General features: G+C 71.3%; 17 protein-coding genes. 11 read left to right on the top strand and 6 right to left on the bottom strand.

Annotation, left to right across the window (positions count from 1 at the left end):
- Positions 1 to 43: 43 nt before the first annotated feature.
- Complete coding sequence (locus AB0A95_RS31190) at positions 44 to 577, bottom strand: hypothetical protein (protein ID WP_357559306.1); 534 nt, start codon at positions 575 to 577, stop codon at positions 44 to 46.
- A 148-nt stretch (positions 578 to 725) separates the two neighbouring features.
- On the opposite strand from AB0A95_RS31190, the gene AB0A95_RS31185 reads away from it, so the two are divergent.
- From AB0A95_RS31185 to AB0A95_RS31175, 3 genes are all read left to right on the top strand, one after another.
- Positions 726 to 1574: a DUF5753 domain-containing protein gene (locus tag AB0A95_RS31185; protein WP_357559320.1), complete on the top strand. Its 849-nt coding sequence runs from the start codon at positions 726 to 728 to the stop codon at positions 1572 to 1574.
- Positions 1575 to 1597: 23 nt separating this feature from the next.
- Positions 1598 to 1801, top strand: a complete 204-nt coding sequence (locus AB0A95_RS31180; RefSeq protein ID WP_357559305.1) for a DUF397 domain-containing protein — start codon at positions 1598 to 1600, stop codon at positions 1799 to 1801.
- A gap of 160 nt (positions 1802 to 1961) precedes the next feature.
- On the top strand, positions 1962 to 2315 hold the full coding sequence (locus tag AB0A95_RS31175) for a hypothetical protein (protein WP_357559304.1): 354 nt from the start codon (positions 1962 to 1964) through the stop codon (positions 2313 to 2315).
- A gap of 233 nt (positions 2316 to 2548) precedes the next feature.
- Here AB0A95_RS31175 and AB0A95_RS31170 read toward each other — a convergent pair whose 3' ends face one another.
- Entirely contained in the window at positions 2549 to 2893 is a 345-nt protein-coding gene (locus AB0A95_RS31170) for a hypothetical protein (RefSeq protein ID WP_355033230.1), read from the bottom strand.
- Positions 2894 to 3120: 227 nt separating this feature from the next.
- On the opposite strand from AB0A95_RS31170, the gene rapZ reads away from it, so the two are divergent.
- The 8 genes from rapZ (at position 3121) to AB0A95_RS31130 (ending at position 10315) form a co-directional block, all read left to right on the top strand.
- Positions 3121 to 4023: an RNase adapter RapZ gene (gene rapZ / locus AB0A95_RS31165; protein WP_357559319.1), complete on the top strand. Its 903-nt coding sequence runs from the start codon at positions 3121 to 3123 to the stop codon at positions 4021 to 4023.
- Positions 4020 to 5183, top strand: a complete 1164-nt coding sequence (locus tag AB0A95_RS31160) for a 2-phospho-L-lactate transferase CofD family protein (protein WP_357559303.1) — start codon at positions 4020 to 4022, stop codon at positions 5181 to 5183. The genes rapZ and AB0A95_RS31160 overlap by 4 nt, the downstream gene beginning before the upstream one ends.
- Before the next feature lie 54 nt (positions 5184 to 5237).
- Complete coding sequence (whiA, locus tag AB0A95_RS31155; protein WP_350872673.1) at positions 5238 to 6218, top strand: DNA-binding protein WhiA; 981 nt, start codon at positions 5238 to 5240, stop codon at positions 6216 to 6218.
- Positions 6219 to 6484: 266 nt separating this feature from the next.
- Positions 6485 to 7489 (top strand): type I glyceraldehyde-3-phosphate dehydrogenase, encoded by a 1005-nt coding sequence (gene gap, locus AB0A95_RS31150; RefSeq protein WP_179780100.1) that lies wholly within the window; start codon positions 6485 to 6487, stop codon positions 7487 to 7489.
- Positions 7486 to 8685 (top strand): phosphoglycerate kinase, encoded by a 1200-nt coding sequence (locus tag AB0A95_RS31145; protein ID WP_357559302.1) that lies wholly within the window; start codon positions 7486 to 7488, stop codon positions 8683 to 8685. The genes gap and AB0A95_RS31145 overlap by 4 nt, the downstream gene beginning before the upstream one ends.
- Positions 8686 to 9477, top strand: coding sequence for a triose-phosphate isomerase (tpiA, locus tag AB0A95_RS31140; RefSeq protein ID WP_357559301.1), 792 nt, complete (start codon positions 8686 to 8688; stop codon positions 9475 to 9477).
- A gap of 95 nt (positions 9478 to 9572) precedes the next feature.
- On the top strand, positions 9573 to 9833 hold the full coding sequence (gene secG / locus AB0A95_RS31135; protein ID WP_355033235.1) for a preprotein translocase subunit SecG: 261 nt from the start codon (positions 9573 to 9575) through the stop codon (positions 9831 to 9833).
- A 140-nt stretch (positions 9834 to 9973) separates the two neighbouring features.
- Entirely contained in the window at positions 9974 to 10315 is a 342-nt protein-coding gene (locus AB0A95_RS31130; RefSeq protein ID WP_357069810.1) for an RNA polymerase-binding protein RbpA, read from the top strand.
- 30 nt (positions 10316 to 10345) lie between these two features.
- Here the strand turns inward: AB0A95_RS31130 and pgl are convergent, their stop codons facing one another.
- From pgl to AB0A95_RS31110, 4 genes are all read right to left on the bottom strand, one after another.
- Positions 10346 to 11116, bottom strand: coding sequence for a 6-phosphogluconolactonase (gene pgl, locus AB0A95_RS31125; RefSeq protein WP_357559300.1), 771 nt, complete (start codon positions 11114 to 11116; stop codon positions 10346 to 10348).
- A 136-nt stretch (positions 11117 to 11252) separates the two neighbouring features.
- Positions 11253 to 12269, bottom strand: a complete 1017-nt coding sequence (locus AB0A95_RS31120; protein WP_357559299.1) for a glucose-6-phosphate dehydrogenase assembly protein OpcA — start codon at positions 12267 to 12269, stop codon at positions 11253 to 11255.
- Positions 12266 to 13771 carry a glucose-6-phosphate dehydrogenase gene (gene zwf, locus AB0A95_RS31115; protein ID WP_357559318.1) on the bottom strand — a complete coding sequence of 502 codons (1506 nt, stop codon included), beginning with the start codon at positions 13769 to 13771 and terminating at the stop codon, positions 12266 to 12268. The genes AB0A95_RS31120 and zwf overlap by 4 nt, the downstream gene beginning before the upstream one ends.
- A 109-nt stretch (positions 13772 to 13880) precedes the next feature.
- Positions 13881 to 15530 carry a glucose-6-phosphate isomerase gene (locus tag AB0A95_RS31110; RefSeq protein WP_357559298.1) on the bottom strand — a complete coding sequence of 550 codons (1650 nt, stop codon included), beginning with the start codon at positions 15528 to 15530 and terminating at the stop codon, positions 13881 to 13883.
- Positions 15531 to 15556: the final 26 nt, after the last annotated feature.

The following is a 15556-nucleotide window of genomic DNA, read 5'->3' as shown; positions in this document are numbered from 1 at the left end:
CACCTGCCCGGCGCGTCTACCGCGTCTCGCAACTGTGGGGCAGTTACTGCCCCGTCTCGCCATCCCCGTCACCCCAGCAGAGCCCGCCGATGCCGGCCGCGCTGTGGCAGCCGGGGTGCCCGGTGACGTCCACGCAGACCTCCTTGTCGGGACCGATCCGGCCGCAGAAGACGGGCTCGACGTGGTTCCAGGCGTCGGCCCGGGACAGCAGCGCGGCCCCCGCCGGCATCTCGGGCCGCAGGATCGTCAACCCCTCCGTGTAGACGACGGCCTGGTCGCGGGCCTCCGCCAGGTCGCTCGCCAGGTAGGTCAGGTGCAGCGTCCAGCGCCGGGGCATCCGAAACCCGCCGGCGGGCGGCCCGTTGCGGCCCGAGCGCCGCTCGCGCTCCGTCGTGTAGCGGCTGACCAAAGAGTTGGCGTACGCGGACAGAGCGCCCGGTTTCGCCAGCGCGTGCGCGATGGCCGCCCGGACCCGCTCGGACACGTCGGCCCCGTCGAGTACGGCGGTCAGGTCGTCCTGGAAGCCGTTGTGCTGCCGCGGCTCCCGCTCCCACCGCGACGATCGGTTGTCAGTCACCGGTCCCTGCCTCTCCGTAGCGAGTGATTACCAAGAGACTGGACCACGGCGAACGGAAATGCAACGTCGTGTTTCCTTCCGCCAGGTGCTTGATCTGCGGTCGCTCCTAGGCAAGAATCGATTACTCACGGTGGAGGTGGTGCTGGCGATGTCACAGGTGCCAAGTCCGACGATCAGGGCCCGTCGTCTGCGGCGCGAGCTGCGTCGTCTGCGGGACCGCACCGGACACACCGCCGAGGAGGTGGCCAAGATCCTGGGGTGGCACCGGACCAAGGTCATCCGCTTCGAACTCGGGCACTCCAGGGTGATGCCGAAGGACATGCCTCCGCTGCTCGACCTCTACGACGCCTCCGAAGAGGAGCGCGAGTCGCTGACCGGGTTGCTTCGGCAGTCTCGCCAGAAAGGCTGGTGGAGCGCCTACGGCGACGTGTTGCCGGACGACTACGTCGGCTTCGAGGCGGAGGCCACGTCGATCAGCGCGTTCGAGAGTCTGTACGTTCCCGGCCTGTTGCAGACGGAGGAGTACGTCCGCGCGATCGTCAAGGCGGGCCGCAGCACCGCCGACCAGGACGAAGTCGACCGTCGGGTGGCAGCACGGCTCGGCCGCAAGGTTCTGCTCTCGCGAGATCTGCCGCCGAGATTGTGGATTGTGCTCGATGAGGCGGCCGTGCGCCGCATTGTGGGCGGCCCCGCCGCGATGCGCGCGCAACTCGCTCGCCTGATCGAGGCTTGTGAGCTGCCCACCGTCGAGATCCAGATCCTGCCCTTCGCTGCCGGCGCGCACGCAGGCATGGGCGGCCCTTTTACCCTGCTCGACTACGCCGAACCGACCTTGGACCCCACCGTCGTCTATCTCGACAACGACTCCAGCACCCTGCTCCTTGAGGAGGAGAGACACGTCGCCCGATATAGACTCATGTTCGATCACCTCATGGCCAAGGCACTCGACCCGGACGAGTCGGCTGGCTTCCTGGCCCAGGTGGCTGGTGAATACTGACTAGCGCTCAAGGGGTCTGACCGATGACCGCTCCGGACGTTCCCGCAGGGAAGTGGCGCAAGAGCAGCCGGAGCAGCGCAAGCGGCTCTAACTGTGTCGAGGTGGCCCCACTTCCTGGCGCGTTGGCCGTGCGGGATTCCAAGGATCCGGGCGGGCCGGCGCTCATCTTCGACCGGGGCGCTTGGTCGTCGTTTGTGACAGCTCTGCGGCGCGGCCCGCTCGGCTGACGCCTGCGGCAAGGTGTCGGCTGCCCTGATGCCGGCGGCATCACCTCCATCCGGTTGGATGGCCCCCATGGCGGTACGCATCGACATCAACGCACTCCGGGACGCGGCCGGACCTATGGTCTGTGCGGCAGCGGACCAGCTTCGAGCATCTGATCAACCGGTGGTGCCGAGGCCGGCCGGTGGTGGGGTTTCCGGCGAGTTCCGCGAGACCGGGCAGCCTTCGTTCGAGGTCTGGGTGGGCATCACGGCGGACGGTTTCACCGCCGAGTGTGACTGCGCAGCCGCTGAGGAACTGTGCGTCCACGCCGTGGCCCTCACCGCCACAGCCCTGGACGACGGCTTCACGTGGTCGTCGGCGGCCACCCCGCCGTCGGCCCTGGCGGTCGACCCAAGGGTCGCCGAGTTGGCCGAAGTCGCGGGCAGCATCCCCGCCCGACGCCTGGCACTGTTGGTCGCCGAGTGGGCAGCCACCGATCGTGTGTGGGAAAACCGGCTTCGCGCGCAGGCCGGCTAACTCGCGCCTTTCTCGCCTGGGAGACGTACGAGGATGAGCCGGCCGAGATCGGCGGCGCGCTACGGGCGGTCCACGTGCAGCTCTGCGAGCAGGTGCAGCCGGTTGCCAGGCGGTCAGGTCCGCCTGAGTGCGGTTGAGTTCGTTGGGTTGTGCGTCCAGGAAGGCGCTGTAGGCATCGGCCGGGGACCCGTCCGGCGCATCTGAGCGACGGGTGCGCCGGACGGGCGACGCGGTCAGCCGGGCTGGCTGGACCGGTTGGCCAGACCCCGCGGCGGGGCCTTCATCCCGACGACGATGTCGACGATCTCGATGTAGCGGGCCTTGCCGCCCATCCGGAAGGCGGTGGCCGCCGCGTTGATCTCCTCAAGGGTGTCGCCCTCGACGATGGTGACCTGGTCGTACTTGCCGTTCACCCCGGTCGTCACGACGTGGGTGAGCTGCTTGGCGAAGCGGCCCAGGTCCCGCGCGTGTTCGGCGGAGACCTCGTGGATGCCCTCCCGGCCGAGGGCGAAGTACTCCGGACTGATTCGCATGAACAGGAAGCCGATGTATTTGTTCTTGTCCGCAAGGTCGTGCATCGCACCCTCCCAGATGTCGGTCTGACCTGCGACGATCACAAAGAGCGTATTGACAGTTACTGATCGTCATCAAGACTGCTGACTGTCGGGAGCGCGACCCGCGGCGGGTGCCGGCCCGTCGGCCGGGCGGCGGGATAGAGTCGCTGATTGACCAAACGCGGCCGAGGGGGCCGCGGCGCCACAGCTTGGGGGTACGGGTGAGCGAGGCGCGTGCGGGCGGCGGACGGATCGACGGTCCGGCCGCGGGGGACGGGCAGCCGGCGGCCGAGTCGGAAACCACACTCGTGGTGGTGACCGGCGTCTCCGGGGGTGGTCGCAGCACTGTGGCCCGAGCGTTGGAGAACGTCGGCTACTACGTCGTCGACAACCTGCCGCAGGCACTGATGCTGGACATGGCGGAGTTGGCGTTCAAGGCGGGTGGCGCGGCTCGGCGTACCGCGATGGTGCTGGACGTGCGGTCGCGGGCCTTCTCCACCGACCTGGCCGGGGCGATCCGGGAGCTCAAGGAGCGCGGGTTCTCGCCCCGGGTGGTGTTCGTCGACGCCGACGACGAGGTGTTGATCCGGCGGTTCGAGAGCGTTCGCCGTTCGCACCCGTTGCAGGGCGACGGGCGGCTGGCCGACGGCATCGCCGTGGAGCGGGGCCTGCTCGAGGAGGCGCGCGACCAGGCCGACGTGATCATTGACACCAGCCACCTCAACGTCAACCAGCTCCGCCGGCGCATCGAGGAGCTGTTCGGCGGCGAGGACGCCCGCCGGCTGCGGGTCACAGTGCTGTCGTTCGGCTTCAAGTACGGCCTGCCGCCGGACGCCGACTTCGTGTTGGACGCCCGGTTCCTGCCGAACCCGTACTGGGTGCCGGAGTTGCGGGAGCACACCGGTCGGGAGGAGGCGGTCAGCGCGTACGTGCTGGGTCAGGAGGGTGCGGACGCCTTCGTCGCCTCGTACGCCGACCTGGTCAACGCCACCACTACCGGGTTCGAGCGGGAGGGCAAGCGCTACCTGACTGTCGCCGTGGGCTGCACGGGCGGCAAACACCGCAGCGTGGCCATCGCCGAGGAGCTGGCCGCCCGCCTGCGGCACTCCGGGCTGGCGGCCAACGCCCAGCACCGCGACCTGGGGCGCGAATGACGGCCCGCCGGGTGGTGGCGTTCGGCGGTGGGCACGGGCTCTCCGCCTCGTTGCGGGCGCTGCGCCACTGCGCACCCGAACTCGACCTCGACATCACCGCCGTGGTCACCGTCGGCGACGACGGCGGCTCCAGCGGCCGGCTGCGCGCCGAGCGGGGTGGCCTGCCCCCTGGTGATCTGCGCCAGGCGCTGGTGGCGCTTGCCGGAGACCACCCGGCCACCCGGCGCAGCGCCGGGCTGTTCCAGCACCGCTTCGCCGCCGTGCCGGCCGGCGTACCCCAACGCGGCGAAGTCGACCCGGCCCCGGCAGCGACCGACGGCCGCAGCCCGCGCGACCACGGCGACGGCCCCGCGCCGCGTGACCAGGGCGCCGACGGCCCCGCGCCGCGCGACCAGGGCGCCGACGGCCCCGCGCCGCGTGAGCAGGGTTCGGGCGGCGAGGGTACGAACGATCTTGGCGCGACGCACGGCGACGGGCTGGCCGGGCACGCGGTGGGCAACCTGGTGCTCTGCGGCCTCATGGAGTTGCTCGGCGACCCGGTGGCCGCGCTGGAGCACGCCGGCGCGATGCTCGGCGCGGTCGGCCGGGTGTTGCCGATGTCCCGTCAGCCGGTCGGCATCGAGGCCCGGGTACGCGGTGTCGACCCGACCGCCCCCGACCAGGTGCACACAGTGCGTGGCCAGCACCAGGTGGCCGTCACCACCGGGCGGGTCGAGTCGCTGCGCCTGACGCCCGCCGCCCCGGCGGCCTGTGCCGAGGCCATCGAGGCGATCATGGCGGCGGACTGGTTGATCTTCGGGCCGGGCAGTTGGTACACGAGTGTGCTCCCGCACCTGCTGGTGCCGCAGTTGGCCGACGCGATCGTGTCCACCTCGGCCCGGCGGCTGGTCACGCTGAACCTCGCCGCGGAGAAGGAGACCCTCGGGCTCTCCGTCGCCGACCATCTCGCGGCGCTGCGCTGGTACCTGCCCGAGCTCAAGGTGGACACAGTGCTCGCCGATGCCCGGGCGGTGGGTGACCCCGAACCGGTCGAACGTGCGGCAGAATCGCTTGGTGCCCGCCTGGTCCTAGCTCCCGTCGCCGTCACCGACGGCACTCCCCGCCATGATCCGGCTGCCCTGGGCGCCGCGCTGGTGCCTGTCCTGGGCGCCGATCGTTAGACACGTACGTAATCACCGGCGACACGCCGGAACCGGTCCGTGAGGGGACGCACAATGGCGATGACGGCCGCGGTCAAGGACGAGCTGAGTCGGGTCGACGTGCCCAAGCCCTGCTGTCGGCGGGCGGAGATGGCCGCGCTGCTGCGCTTCGCCGGCGGGCTGCACATCGTCTCCGGCCGCGTGGTGGTGGAGGCGGAACTGGACACCGGGGCGGTGGCCCGGCGGTTACGCCGGGAGATCGCCGAGGTCTACGGATATTCCAGCGAGATCCACGTGCTGGCCTCCGGTGGCCTGCGCAAGGGCAGCCACTTCATCGTGCGGGTGGTCAAGGACGGCGAGGCTCTCGCCCGGCAGACCGGCCTGCTCGACGTGCGGGGCCGCCCGGTGCGCGGGCTGCCCCCGCACGTGGTGGCGGCGAACGTCTGCTGCGCGGTCTCCGCGTGGCGGGGGGCGTTCATGGCACACGGTTCGCTGACCGAGCCGGGCCGCTCCAGCGCTCTGGAGATCACCTGCCCGGGGCCGGAGTCGGCGTTGGCGCTTGTCGGCGCGGCCCGCCGGATCGGCATCACCGCCAAGAACCGCGAGGTGCGCGGGGTGGACCGGGTCGTGGTCAAGGACGGCGACGCGATCGCCGCGCTGCTCACCCGCATCGGCGCGCACTCCAGCGTGTTGGCCTGGGAGGAGCGTCGGGTACGCCGGGAGGTGCGAGCCACCGCCAACCGGCTCGCCAACTTCGACGACGCCAACCTGCGCCGCTCGGCGCGTGCCGCGGTCGCCGCCGCCGCCCGGGTCACCCGTGCGCTGGAGATCCTCGCCGACGAGGCACCCAACCACCTGACCGACGCCGGGCGGCTGCGCCTGGAGCACCGGCAGGCGTCCCTGGAGGAGTTGGGCGCGCTGGCCGACCCGCCGCTGACCAAGGACGCCATCGCCGGGCGGATCCGCCGGCTGCTGGCGCTTGCCGACAAACGCGCCCGGGACCTCGGCATCCCGGATACCGAAGCGGCAGTCACGCCCGACATGCTCGTGGTCTGATAGGACGGTGGGGCCGCACGGTGTGCCCGGGAGCACGCCCCGGCGCAGCGTGGTCTCGCACGCTCGGATAGGGTCGCTGCGTACGGCAAGGGGGCCGACACCGGCACTCCTCGCTGTGCCCACCGCCTCGGGCGGTCAGGTCCGCAGACCGCGCGGCGGGGTGGCCGAGATGAACCGTCAGCGGCCGGCTCCAACGGTCGGCGCACACCATTCCCGCCGGCCCGTTGTCTGTAGCCGGCGGACCAGAACGCGAGGAGATGGGACCTGTGACCATCCGGGTTGGCATCAACGGCTTCGGCCGAATCGGCCGTAACTTCTTCCGGGCAGTGCTGGCGTCTGACGCCGACATCGAGGTCGTGGCGGTGAACGACCTCACCGACAACGGCACGCTCGCCCACCTGCTCAAGTACGACAGCATCCTGGGTCGCCTGCCGTACGAGGTCAAGGCCACCGCCGACGAGATCACCGTCGGTGGCAAGACCATCAAGGCGTACGCCGAGAAGGACCCGTCGAAACTGCCGTGGGGCGAGGTGGGCGCCGACGTCGTCATCGAGTCGACAGGCTTCTTCACCGACGCCACCAAGGCCAAGGCGCACGTCGACGGCGGGGCCAAGAAGGTCATCATCTCCGCCCCGGCGAAGAACGAGGACGTCACCGTCGTCATGGGTGTCAACCACGACACCTACGACCCGGCGAAGCACACCATCATCTCCAACGCTTCGTGCACCACCAACTGCCTCGCCCCGATGGCGAAGGTCCTGCACGACACGTTCGGCATCCAGCACGGTCTGATGACGACGATCCACGCGTACACCCAGGACCAGAACCTCCAGGACGCGCCGCACTCGGATCTGCGTCGGGCCCGCGCCGCCGCGCTGAACATCGTGCCGACCTCCACCGGTGCGGCAAAGGCGATCGGTCTGGTCCTGCCGGACCTCAAGGGCAAGCTCGACGGGTACGCCCTGCGGGTGCCGATCCCGACCGGCTCGGTCACCGACCTCACCGTCAACGTGGGTCGCGAGACCACCGTGGACGAGGTCAACGCCGCGCTGAAGGCCGCCGCGGACGGCCCCCTCAAGGGCATCCTGGTCTACAACGAGGACCCGATCGTCTCCTCGGACATCGTGACCGACCCGGCGTCGTGCATCTTCGACGCGCCGCTGACCAAGGTCGTCGGCAACCAGGTCAAGGTCGTCGGCTGGTACGACAACGAGTGGGGCTACTCCAACCGCCTCGTCGACCTCGTCAAGCTGGTCGGTTCGTCGCTGTGAGCATCCGGACCCTCGACGACCTGCTCGCCGAGGGGGTGGCAGGTCGGCGCGTGCTGGTGCGCGCCGACCTGAACGTCCCGCTCGACAAGCAGTCCGGTGCGATTACTGATGACGGCCGGATCCGCGCGGTGCTGCCGACCCTCGGCGCGCTGGTCGAGGCCGGCGCGAAGGTTGTCGTCTGCTCGCACCTGGGCCGCCCGAAGGGCGCTCCGGACCCGCAGTTCAGCCTGCGTCCGGTTGCCGGGCGGCTCGGTGAGCTGCTCGGCGCGCCCGTGCACTTCGCCACCGACACCGTCGGCGACTCCGCCCGCTCCACTGTCGCGGACCTGGCCGACGGCCAGGTCGCCCTGCTGGAAAACCTGCGCTTCAACGCCGGCGAGACCAGCAAGGACGAGGCCGAGCGGGGCGCGTTCGCCGACCAGCTCGCCGCGTTCGGCGACGCGTACGTGGACGACGCGTTCGGTGCGGTGCACCGCAAGCACGCGAGTGTCTTCGACGTGCCGGCCCGGTTGCCGCACGTCGCGGGCCGCCTGGTGCTGCGGGAGGTCGAGGTGCTCTCCAAGCTCACCGGTGACCCCGAGCGGCCGTACGTGGTGGTGCTCGGTGGGTCGAAGGTGTCCGACAAGCTCGCCGTGATCGAGGCCCTGCTGCCCACCGTCGACCGGCTGCTCATCGGTGGCGGGATGTGCTTCACCTTCCTCAAGGCCCAGGGCCTGGAGGTGGGCACGTCGCTGCTGGAGAAGGACATGGTCGAGACCTGCCGCAACCTGCTGGAGCGGGCCAACGGCAAGATCCTGCTCCCGGTCGACGTGGTGGTCGCGGACGCGTTCGCCCCGGACGCCGCGCACGACACGGTCCGCGTCGACGGCATCCCGAGCCACCGGCTCGGTCTGGACGTCGGCCCGGAGACGGTGGCCGGCTTCACCGCCGCGCTGTCCCCGGCGAAGACGATCTTCTGGAACGGCCCGATGGGCGTGTTCGAGATGCCGGCCTTCGCGGCGGGCACCCGGGGGATCGCCGAGGCGATCACCAAGGCCGACGCGTTCAGTGTCGTCGGCGGCGGTGACTCCGCTGCCGCCGTCCGTGCGCTGGGGCTGGACGAGACGTCCTTCGGGCACATCTCCACAGGTGGTGGCGCCTCCCTGGAATACCTCGAGGGCAAGACCCTCCCCGGCATCGCGGCCCTGGAGAACTGAATGTCGAGCACCACCCGCCGGCCGCTGATGGCCGGCAACTGGAAGATGAACCTCAACCACCTTGAGGCCAACCTGCTGGTGCAGAAGCTGGCGGCGAGCCTCACCGAGAAGCAGCTCACCGACGTCGAGACGGTCGTGCTGCCGCCCTTCACCGACCTGCGGACCGTGCAGACCGCTGTGGACGGGGACAAGCTGCTCATCGGCTACGGCGGGCAGGACCTCTCCGCGCACGCGGCCGGCGCGTACACCGGGGAGATCTCCGGTGCGATGCTGGCCAAGCTCGGCTGCACCTACGTGGTGGTCGGGCACTCCGAGCGGCGGGCCTACCACAACGAGGACGACGCGCTCGTCAACGCCAAGGTCAAGGCGGCGCTCACGCACGGTCTGACGCCGATCCTCTGCGTGGGGGAGGGGCTGGACATCCGCGAGCAGGGCACCCACGTGGCGCACTGCGCCGACCAGCTCGACGGGGGCCTGGCCGGGCTCACCGCCGAGCAGGTGCGGCAGGTCGTGATCGCGTACGAGCCGGTCTGGGCGATCGGCACGGGCAAGACCGCGACGCCGGAGGACGCCCAGGAGGTCTGCGGGGCGGTCCGTCAGCGCGTGGCGGAACGGTTCGACCAGGAGACCGCCGACCAGGTCCGGGTCCTCTACGGCGGCTCGGTCAAGGCGTCGAACGTCGCCTCGATCATGGCCCAGCCGGACGTGGACGGGGGCCTCGTGGGGGGTGCCAGCCTGGACGCGGAGGAATTCGCTCAGATCTGCCGCTTCCCGGAGCACATCGCCCGCTGATCGGTCGGTATCCTGGACACCGCCCGTCCGCCGGTCGGTGCCGCAGTGCCCGATCAGACCGGGCGAGGATCGCTACGAGAGGACTGACCCCAGCCATGCCGATCTGGTTCGCATACACGTTGATCGTGTTGCTGATCATCACGAGCATTCTGCTCACCATGCTTATCCTGCTGCATCGCGGCAAGGGCGGCGGTCTGTCGAGCATGTTCGGCGGTGGCGTCAGCTCCAGCCTCGCCGGCTCCTCCGTGGCAGAGAAAAACCTGGACCGTTACACGGTTCTGGTGAGCGTCGTCTGGTTCGCCGCCATCGTCGGGCTCGGGCTGTGGCTGCGCCTCCAGATGAACAGCGGCACCTGAGCGAGCTCGTTGAGTCGTACAATCTGCGCGCGGTCCGTCACACGACGGGCCGCGCGCAGGCTTTTCTCCGCTGCACCGCGTCGCCCGCCGTCCACCCCTGTTCGACGGCGGGTTCCCTCCGACGACAGGAGCGAGCAGCCGTGCCCAGTGGCAACGTCATCCGCGGCGCCCGAGTCGGGTCCGCACCCATGCGCCCCGACGAACGGCACCAACCCGCCCCCCGACAGGACGTCACCTACTGGTGCCGCAACGATCACCGGATCGACATCCGGATCGCCGCGGACGCCGAGGCGCCGGCCCGGTGGGACTGCCCCCGGTGCGGCCTACCCGCCGGCCGGGACGCGCAGAACCCACCCGGCCGGGTGCGCGCCGAACCGTACAAGAGCCATCTGGCGTACGTGAAGGAGCGGCGCACCGCCGAGGAGGGCGAGGCGCTGCTGAACGAGGCACTGGCGGCGCTGCGCCGCCGCCGCGGCGAATAACCCTCGCCGCCGGCGGCGGATAGCGGGCCGTTAGCGCGGGCTGCGCAGCCGTGCTGGCACGTCGGCCGCGGCCGCCCGGTCCAGCAGCCAGCGGGTGCGGCCCACGCCGTGCACCCCGGCGGCCGGCAACTGCACCGACCCGGCACCGGCCAACGCCATACCCACAGCGCGGGCCTTGTCGGCGCCTCCGGCCACCAGCCAGACCTCCTCGGCGGTGTTGATCGCCGGCAGGGTGAGCGTGGTGCGCATCGGCGGCGGCTTCGGGCTGCCCCGCACCGCGCTGACCGGTCGGGTCTCATACTGCACCGGGTGCTCGGGGAAGACCGACGCCACGTGCCCGTCCTCGCCGACGCCCAGCATCAGCACGTCGAAGTGCGGCAGGGTGGCGTCCCCGGGCCGGGCGGCACGCGCCAACTCCTGCGCGTACGCGGCCGCCGCCGCCTCCGGGTCGTTGCCGGCCGGGCCGTCGGAGGCCGGCATCGGGTGCACCCGGGCCGGGTCCAGCGGCACCACGTCCAACAGGGCGGCCCGAGCCTGGGTCTCGTTGCGGTCCGGATCACCGGCGGGCAGGAACCGCTCGTCGCCCCACCACACGTCGACCCGGGACCAGTCCACCGCGTCGCAAGCGGGCAGCGTCGCCACCGCCCGGTACACGGCGGCGGCGATCCGCCCACCGGTGAGCACCACCGAGGCCGCACCCCGGTCGGCCTGGGCGTCGAGCAGCTTCACCAGCAACCGGGCCGCCACGGCCTGCGCCAGCAGGTCGGCGTCGGCGTGGACGGCGACACTCGCCTCACTCATGGGATGCGCCTTCGTTTCCCGACCGCCCGGCGGTCGCTGTCGCGTCGTGCCCGGGCCGCGATGCCCGAGATGGTGTCTTCCGGGGCAGGGCCGGTCCGCACCGGCCTCTGCCCCGACGTCCTGCCCCGGTAGGGCGTCAGCCCTCGCCGCTCGTGCCGGAGTGCGCGGCGACCCCGGCCTCGGCGCGCCGCGCGGTGGCCGGATCCTTCCACACGTGCACCCGCTGCGCGGGACGCTGGTCCAGCCCGCGCAGCCCGACAGTCGCGCCCAGCGCCTCCGCGTACACCTGGTCGGCGTCCAGACGCCGCAGCTCCTCGGCCAACTCGTCACCGAGAGGCCGGCGGACCAGCGGCAACGCCCGGTCGTCCTGGCCGGTACGCCGGAACACCGCCATGCTGTCCTCGCGGGTCAGCACCAACTGGTCGCCGTTGGCGCAGCTCAACCGCACCTCCCGCATCCGGGGGAACTCGTCGGTGTCCACCCGGTGCGGGGTGATGCCGAGCCGGCTGGACAGCCAACCGACCATCAGCGCCGCCGTCGGGTCGGTGGGCGGCGCGACCACCGTCGCCTCGACGACCCGCTCGCTGGCGGTGTCGAACGCCCCGGCGACAAGGGTGCGCCACGGGGTGATCCGGGTCCACGCCAGGTCCGTGTCGCCAGGCGCGTAGTCCCGGGCACGCTGCCGCAGCGCCTCCACCGGGTCGGCGGCCTGGGCCGAGTCGGTGATCCTGCGGTCGGCGACCACCCCGAGGAAGTCGGTGGCGATCTCCGCCGGCGGCTCGCCGTGCCACCAGGTGACCACCGGCACGTCCGGAACCAGCAGCGGCATCACGACCGACTCGGCGTGCAGGGCCAACCGGCCGTACATCCGGGTGACCACCGCCTCGCACGGGCCGAGCCGGCCACCGACCACGATCTCCGCGTCCAACCGGTTGCGGTCCCGCTCGATCTCCGAGCGAACCACCACCACCAGCCGGCACGGGTGGGCGGCGGCGGCGATCGTCGCCGCCGCCTCCGCCTCACGGACCCGCTTCTCGTCGACCACCACGATGAGCGTGAGCGCCATTCCGCTGGCCACGCCGCCGGCGCTGCGCCGCTCGGCGGCGAGCGCCTTGACCACCTCGTTGCCGGTGGTGTCCCACAGCCCGATCATGCTCTTCTCCAAGCGCGGCCCTCGCGGGCCAGCATCTCGTCGGAGGCACGCGGCCCCCACTCGCCGGCCCGGTACGGCTCCGGCTTGGTGCCCGCCCAGGCATGCTCCAGTGGGTCGATCACCTGCCAGCTCTGCTCGACCTCGGCCGCGTCCGGGAACAGGGTGCGGTCGCCGATCAGCACGTCCAGCACCAGCCGCTCGTACGCCTCGGGGCTGGACTCGGTGAACGCCTCGCCGTACTGGAAGTCCATCGCGATGTCGCGGACCTCCATCGTGGTGCCCGGCACCTTCGAGCCGAACTTGAGCACCACGCCCTCGTCGGGCTGCACCCGGATGACCAACTGGTTGTTGCCCAGCGACTCCATGTCCGCGTCGTTGAACGGCAGGTGCGGTGCCTTCTTGAACATGATGGCGACCTCGGTGACCCGCCGGGGCAGCCGCTTGCCGGCCCGGATGTAGAACGGCACCTCCGCCCACCGGCGGTTCTGGATGCCCAGCCGCACCGCCACGTACGTCTCCGTGGTGGAGTCGGCGGGGACGTCCCGCTCCTCCAGGTAGCCGACCGCGCGCTCACCCCCCACCCAGCCGGGCAGGTACTGGCCGCGGACGGTGTCCCGGGCCACGTCCTTGGGCAGGGTGATCGCCTTGAGCACCTTCAGCTTCTCGGCCCGGATCTCGTCGGCGTCGAAGCTTGTCGGCTCCTCCATCGCCACCAGCGCGAGGAGTTGCAGGAGGTGGTTCTGGAGCACGTCGCGGGCGGTGCCGACGGTGTCGTAGAAGCCGGCGCGGGTGCCGATGCCGACGTCCTCGGCCATGGTGATCTGCACCGAGTCGACGTACTTGGAGTTCCACAGGGGCTCGAACAGGTTGTTGGCGAACCGCAGGGCGAGGATGTTCTGAACTGTCTCCTTGCCCAGGTAGTGGTCGATCCGGAAGACGTCCTCCCGGGTGAACACGTCGTCGACGAGGTCGTTGAGCGACTTCGCCGAGGGCAGGTCGTTGCCGAACGGCTTCTCCACCACGACCCGACGCCAACCGCCGGACTTCTCGTTGTCGGCCATCCCGGTGCGCGCCAGTTGTTTGAGCACGACCGGGAACGCCGCCGGCGGGATGGAGAAGTAGAACGCCGCGTTGCCGGCGATGCCGTGCGTCTGGCGCAGGTCGTCGAGCGTCGAGGCGAGCTGGTCGAAGGCCTCGTCGTCGTCGAACGACCCGCCGACGAACTTGATGTTGCCGGCCAGCCGCGCCCACACCTCGTCCCGCCACGGGGTGCGCGCGTGCTTGCGGGCGGCCTCGCAGGCAAGCGTCTCGAAGTCGCCGTCACCCCAGTCGCGGCGCGCGAAGCCGAGCACCACGAAACCGGGTGGCAGCAGCCCCCGGTTTGCCAGATCGTAGACGGCAGGGAGCAGCTTCTTGCGGGCCAGGTCGCCGGTCACCCCGAAGATCACCAGAGCGCACGGCTCCGGGATCCGGGGCAACCGGCGGTCCTGTGGGTCGCGCAGTGGATTCGTCGCGCCACCCTCGGTTCGCGACTGCGGGGCTCGCGAACCCGGCTCACTCCTCGCGCTCACGGTGCCACCCTCGCTCTCGCCTCAGTCACGTCGTCCATCCTCAGGCCCGCAGCGCACCGGCGGCGTCGAGTAGCTGGGCGACACCGGCGGCACGGTCGGTCAGATGCAGCCGCAGCACCGGGCGCTCCCGCTCGGCGAGCGCCTGCCGGTCCCCGGCGGCCTGCGCCGCCTGCAACACACCGAACGTGTACGGCTTGCCCGGCACCGCCAGATCCTCGGCGACCGCACCGGTCACCTGGAGGTAGCTGCCCACCTGTGGGCCGCCCTTGTGGTACTGGCCAGTGGAGTGCAGGAACCGCGGCCCCCAACCGAAGGTCACCGGCCGCCCGCCCGCCTCGGCGAGCAGCGTCCGCAGCCGGGCCGCGTCGGCGTCGGCGAACCGGTCGAGGTACGCCATCACGGCGAGGTAGCCGTCGTCGCCCAGCCCGTCGAGCAGCCAGCGCAGCACCCCGGCCAGGTCACCGGGAGCGCCCTGCGGGGCGTACACCTCGATCGCGCCCTCGGTGAACGACGGCGACTCCGCCGGCGGACCCGAGGCCAGGATCTTGTTGGTGTTCTCCTTGGACTCGGTGACGTTCGGCTGGTTGAACGGGTCGATGCCGAGCACCACGCCGGCCACCGCCGTCGCGTACTCCCAGGCCAGGAACTGCGCGCCCAACGGGCCGTTGACGGCCACGTCCGGGGTGACGCCACCACCGGGCACGTCACCGGGGGCGAGCGAGCCGCCGTAGCTGACCGTCAGCACGTCGGCCCCGGTCGCGCCGGGGCTTCGCGGAGACTCCACGACCACCGGGAGGATGCCCACCCCGGCCTTGCCCGTCGACTCGGCGATGAGCTGCTCGGCCCAGTCGCCCAGCCCGTCGATGCCGGAGCCGTCGGAGACCAGGGCGACCTTGTCCCGGGCCAACGTGGCCGCGGCACCCAGCGCGGCACCCAGCGCCAACGCCGGATTGTCCCGGTCCGCGCCGAGCGACGCGGCCAGCGCGTCGGCCTGGTCGAGCAGCTCCGCGACCTCGACCCCGGCCAGCGCCGAGGGCACCAGGCCGAACGCGGTGAGCGCCGAGTACCGGCCGCCGACGTTCGGGTCGGCGAGCACTGTGAACGCGCCCATCTCGGCGGCGGTGGTCTCCAGCGGCGAACCCGGGTCGGTGACGATGACGAAGTGCCGACCGGCCTCCGCCTCGGTCATCCCGGCGTCCAGGAACGCCTGCCAGTAGGCACGTCGGTGGCTGTCGGTCTCCACCGTCGAGCCGGACTTGCTGGCCACCACCACCACAGTGCGTTCCAGCCGGTCACCGAGCGCCGCCCGGACCTGGCCCGGGTCGGTGGTGTCCAGCACTGTCAGCGGGCGACCCAGCGTCCGGGTGATCACCTCGGGGGCCAGTGACGAGCCACCCATGCCGGCGAGCACCACGTGGTCCAGGTCGGCCAGCTCCGCTTTCAGCTCGGCCAACTGCGCCAGCAGCTCCCGGCTGCGCCGGTGGGTGTCCACCCAGCCGAGGCGGACCTTCGCCTCGGCTTCGGCGTCCGGACCCCAGAGGCTCGCGTCCTTGCCCGCCAACCTGCCCGGGACGCCGGCCCTGACCAGCGCCTCCCGGGTCGACGCGGGCGCGGACTTGTCGACCGCGTCCGCGCCGTACACGGAGAGTCCGGCAGCGGCCTCGACCGGCCCCGCAGGTAGATCGCTCATGCCGTCACTCCGCTTCGCTGCGTGCC

It is taken from the genome of Micromonospora sp. NPDC049230, assembly GCF_040647875.1.
Lineage (GTDB): Bacteria > Actinomycetota > Actinomycetes > Mycobacteriales > Micromonosporaceae > Micromonospora.
The sequence above is the reverse complement of the archived record's forward strand: the minus strand, read 5'-3'. Positions and strand labels throughout refer to the sequence as shown.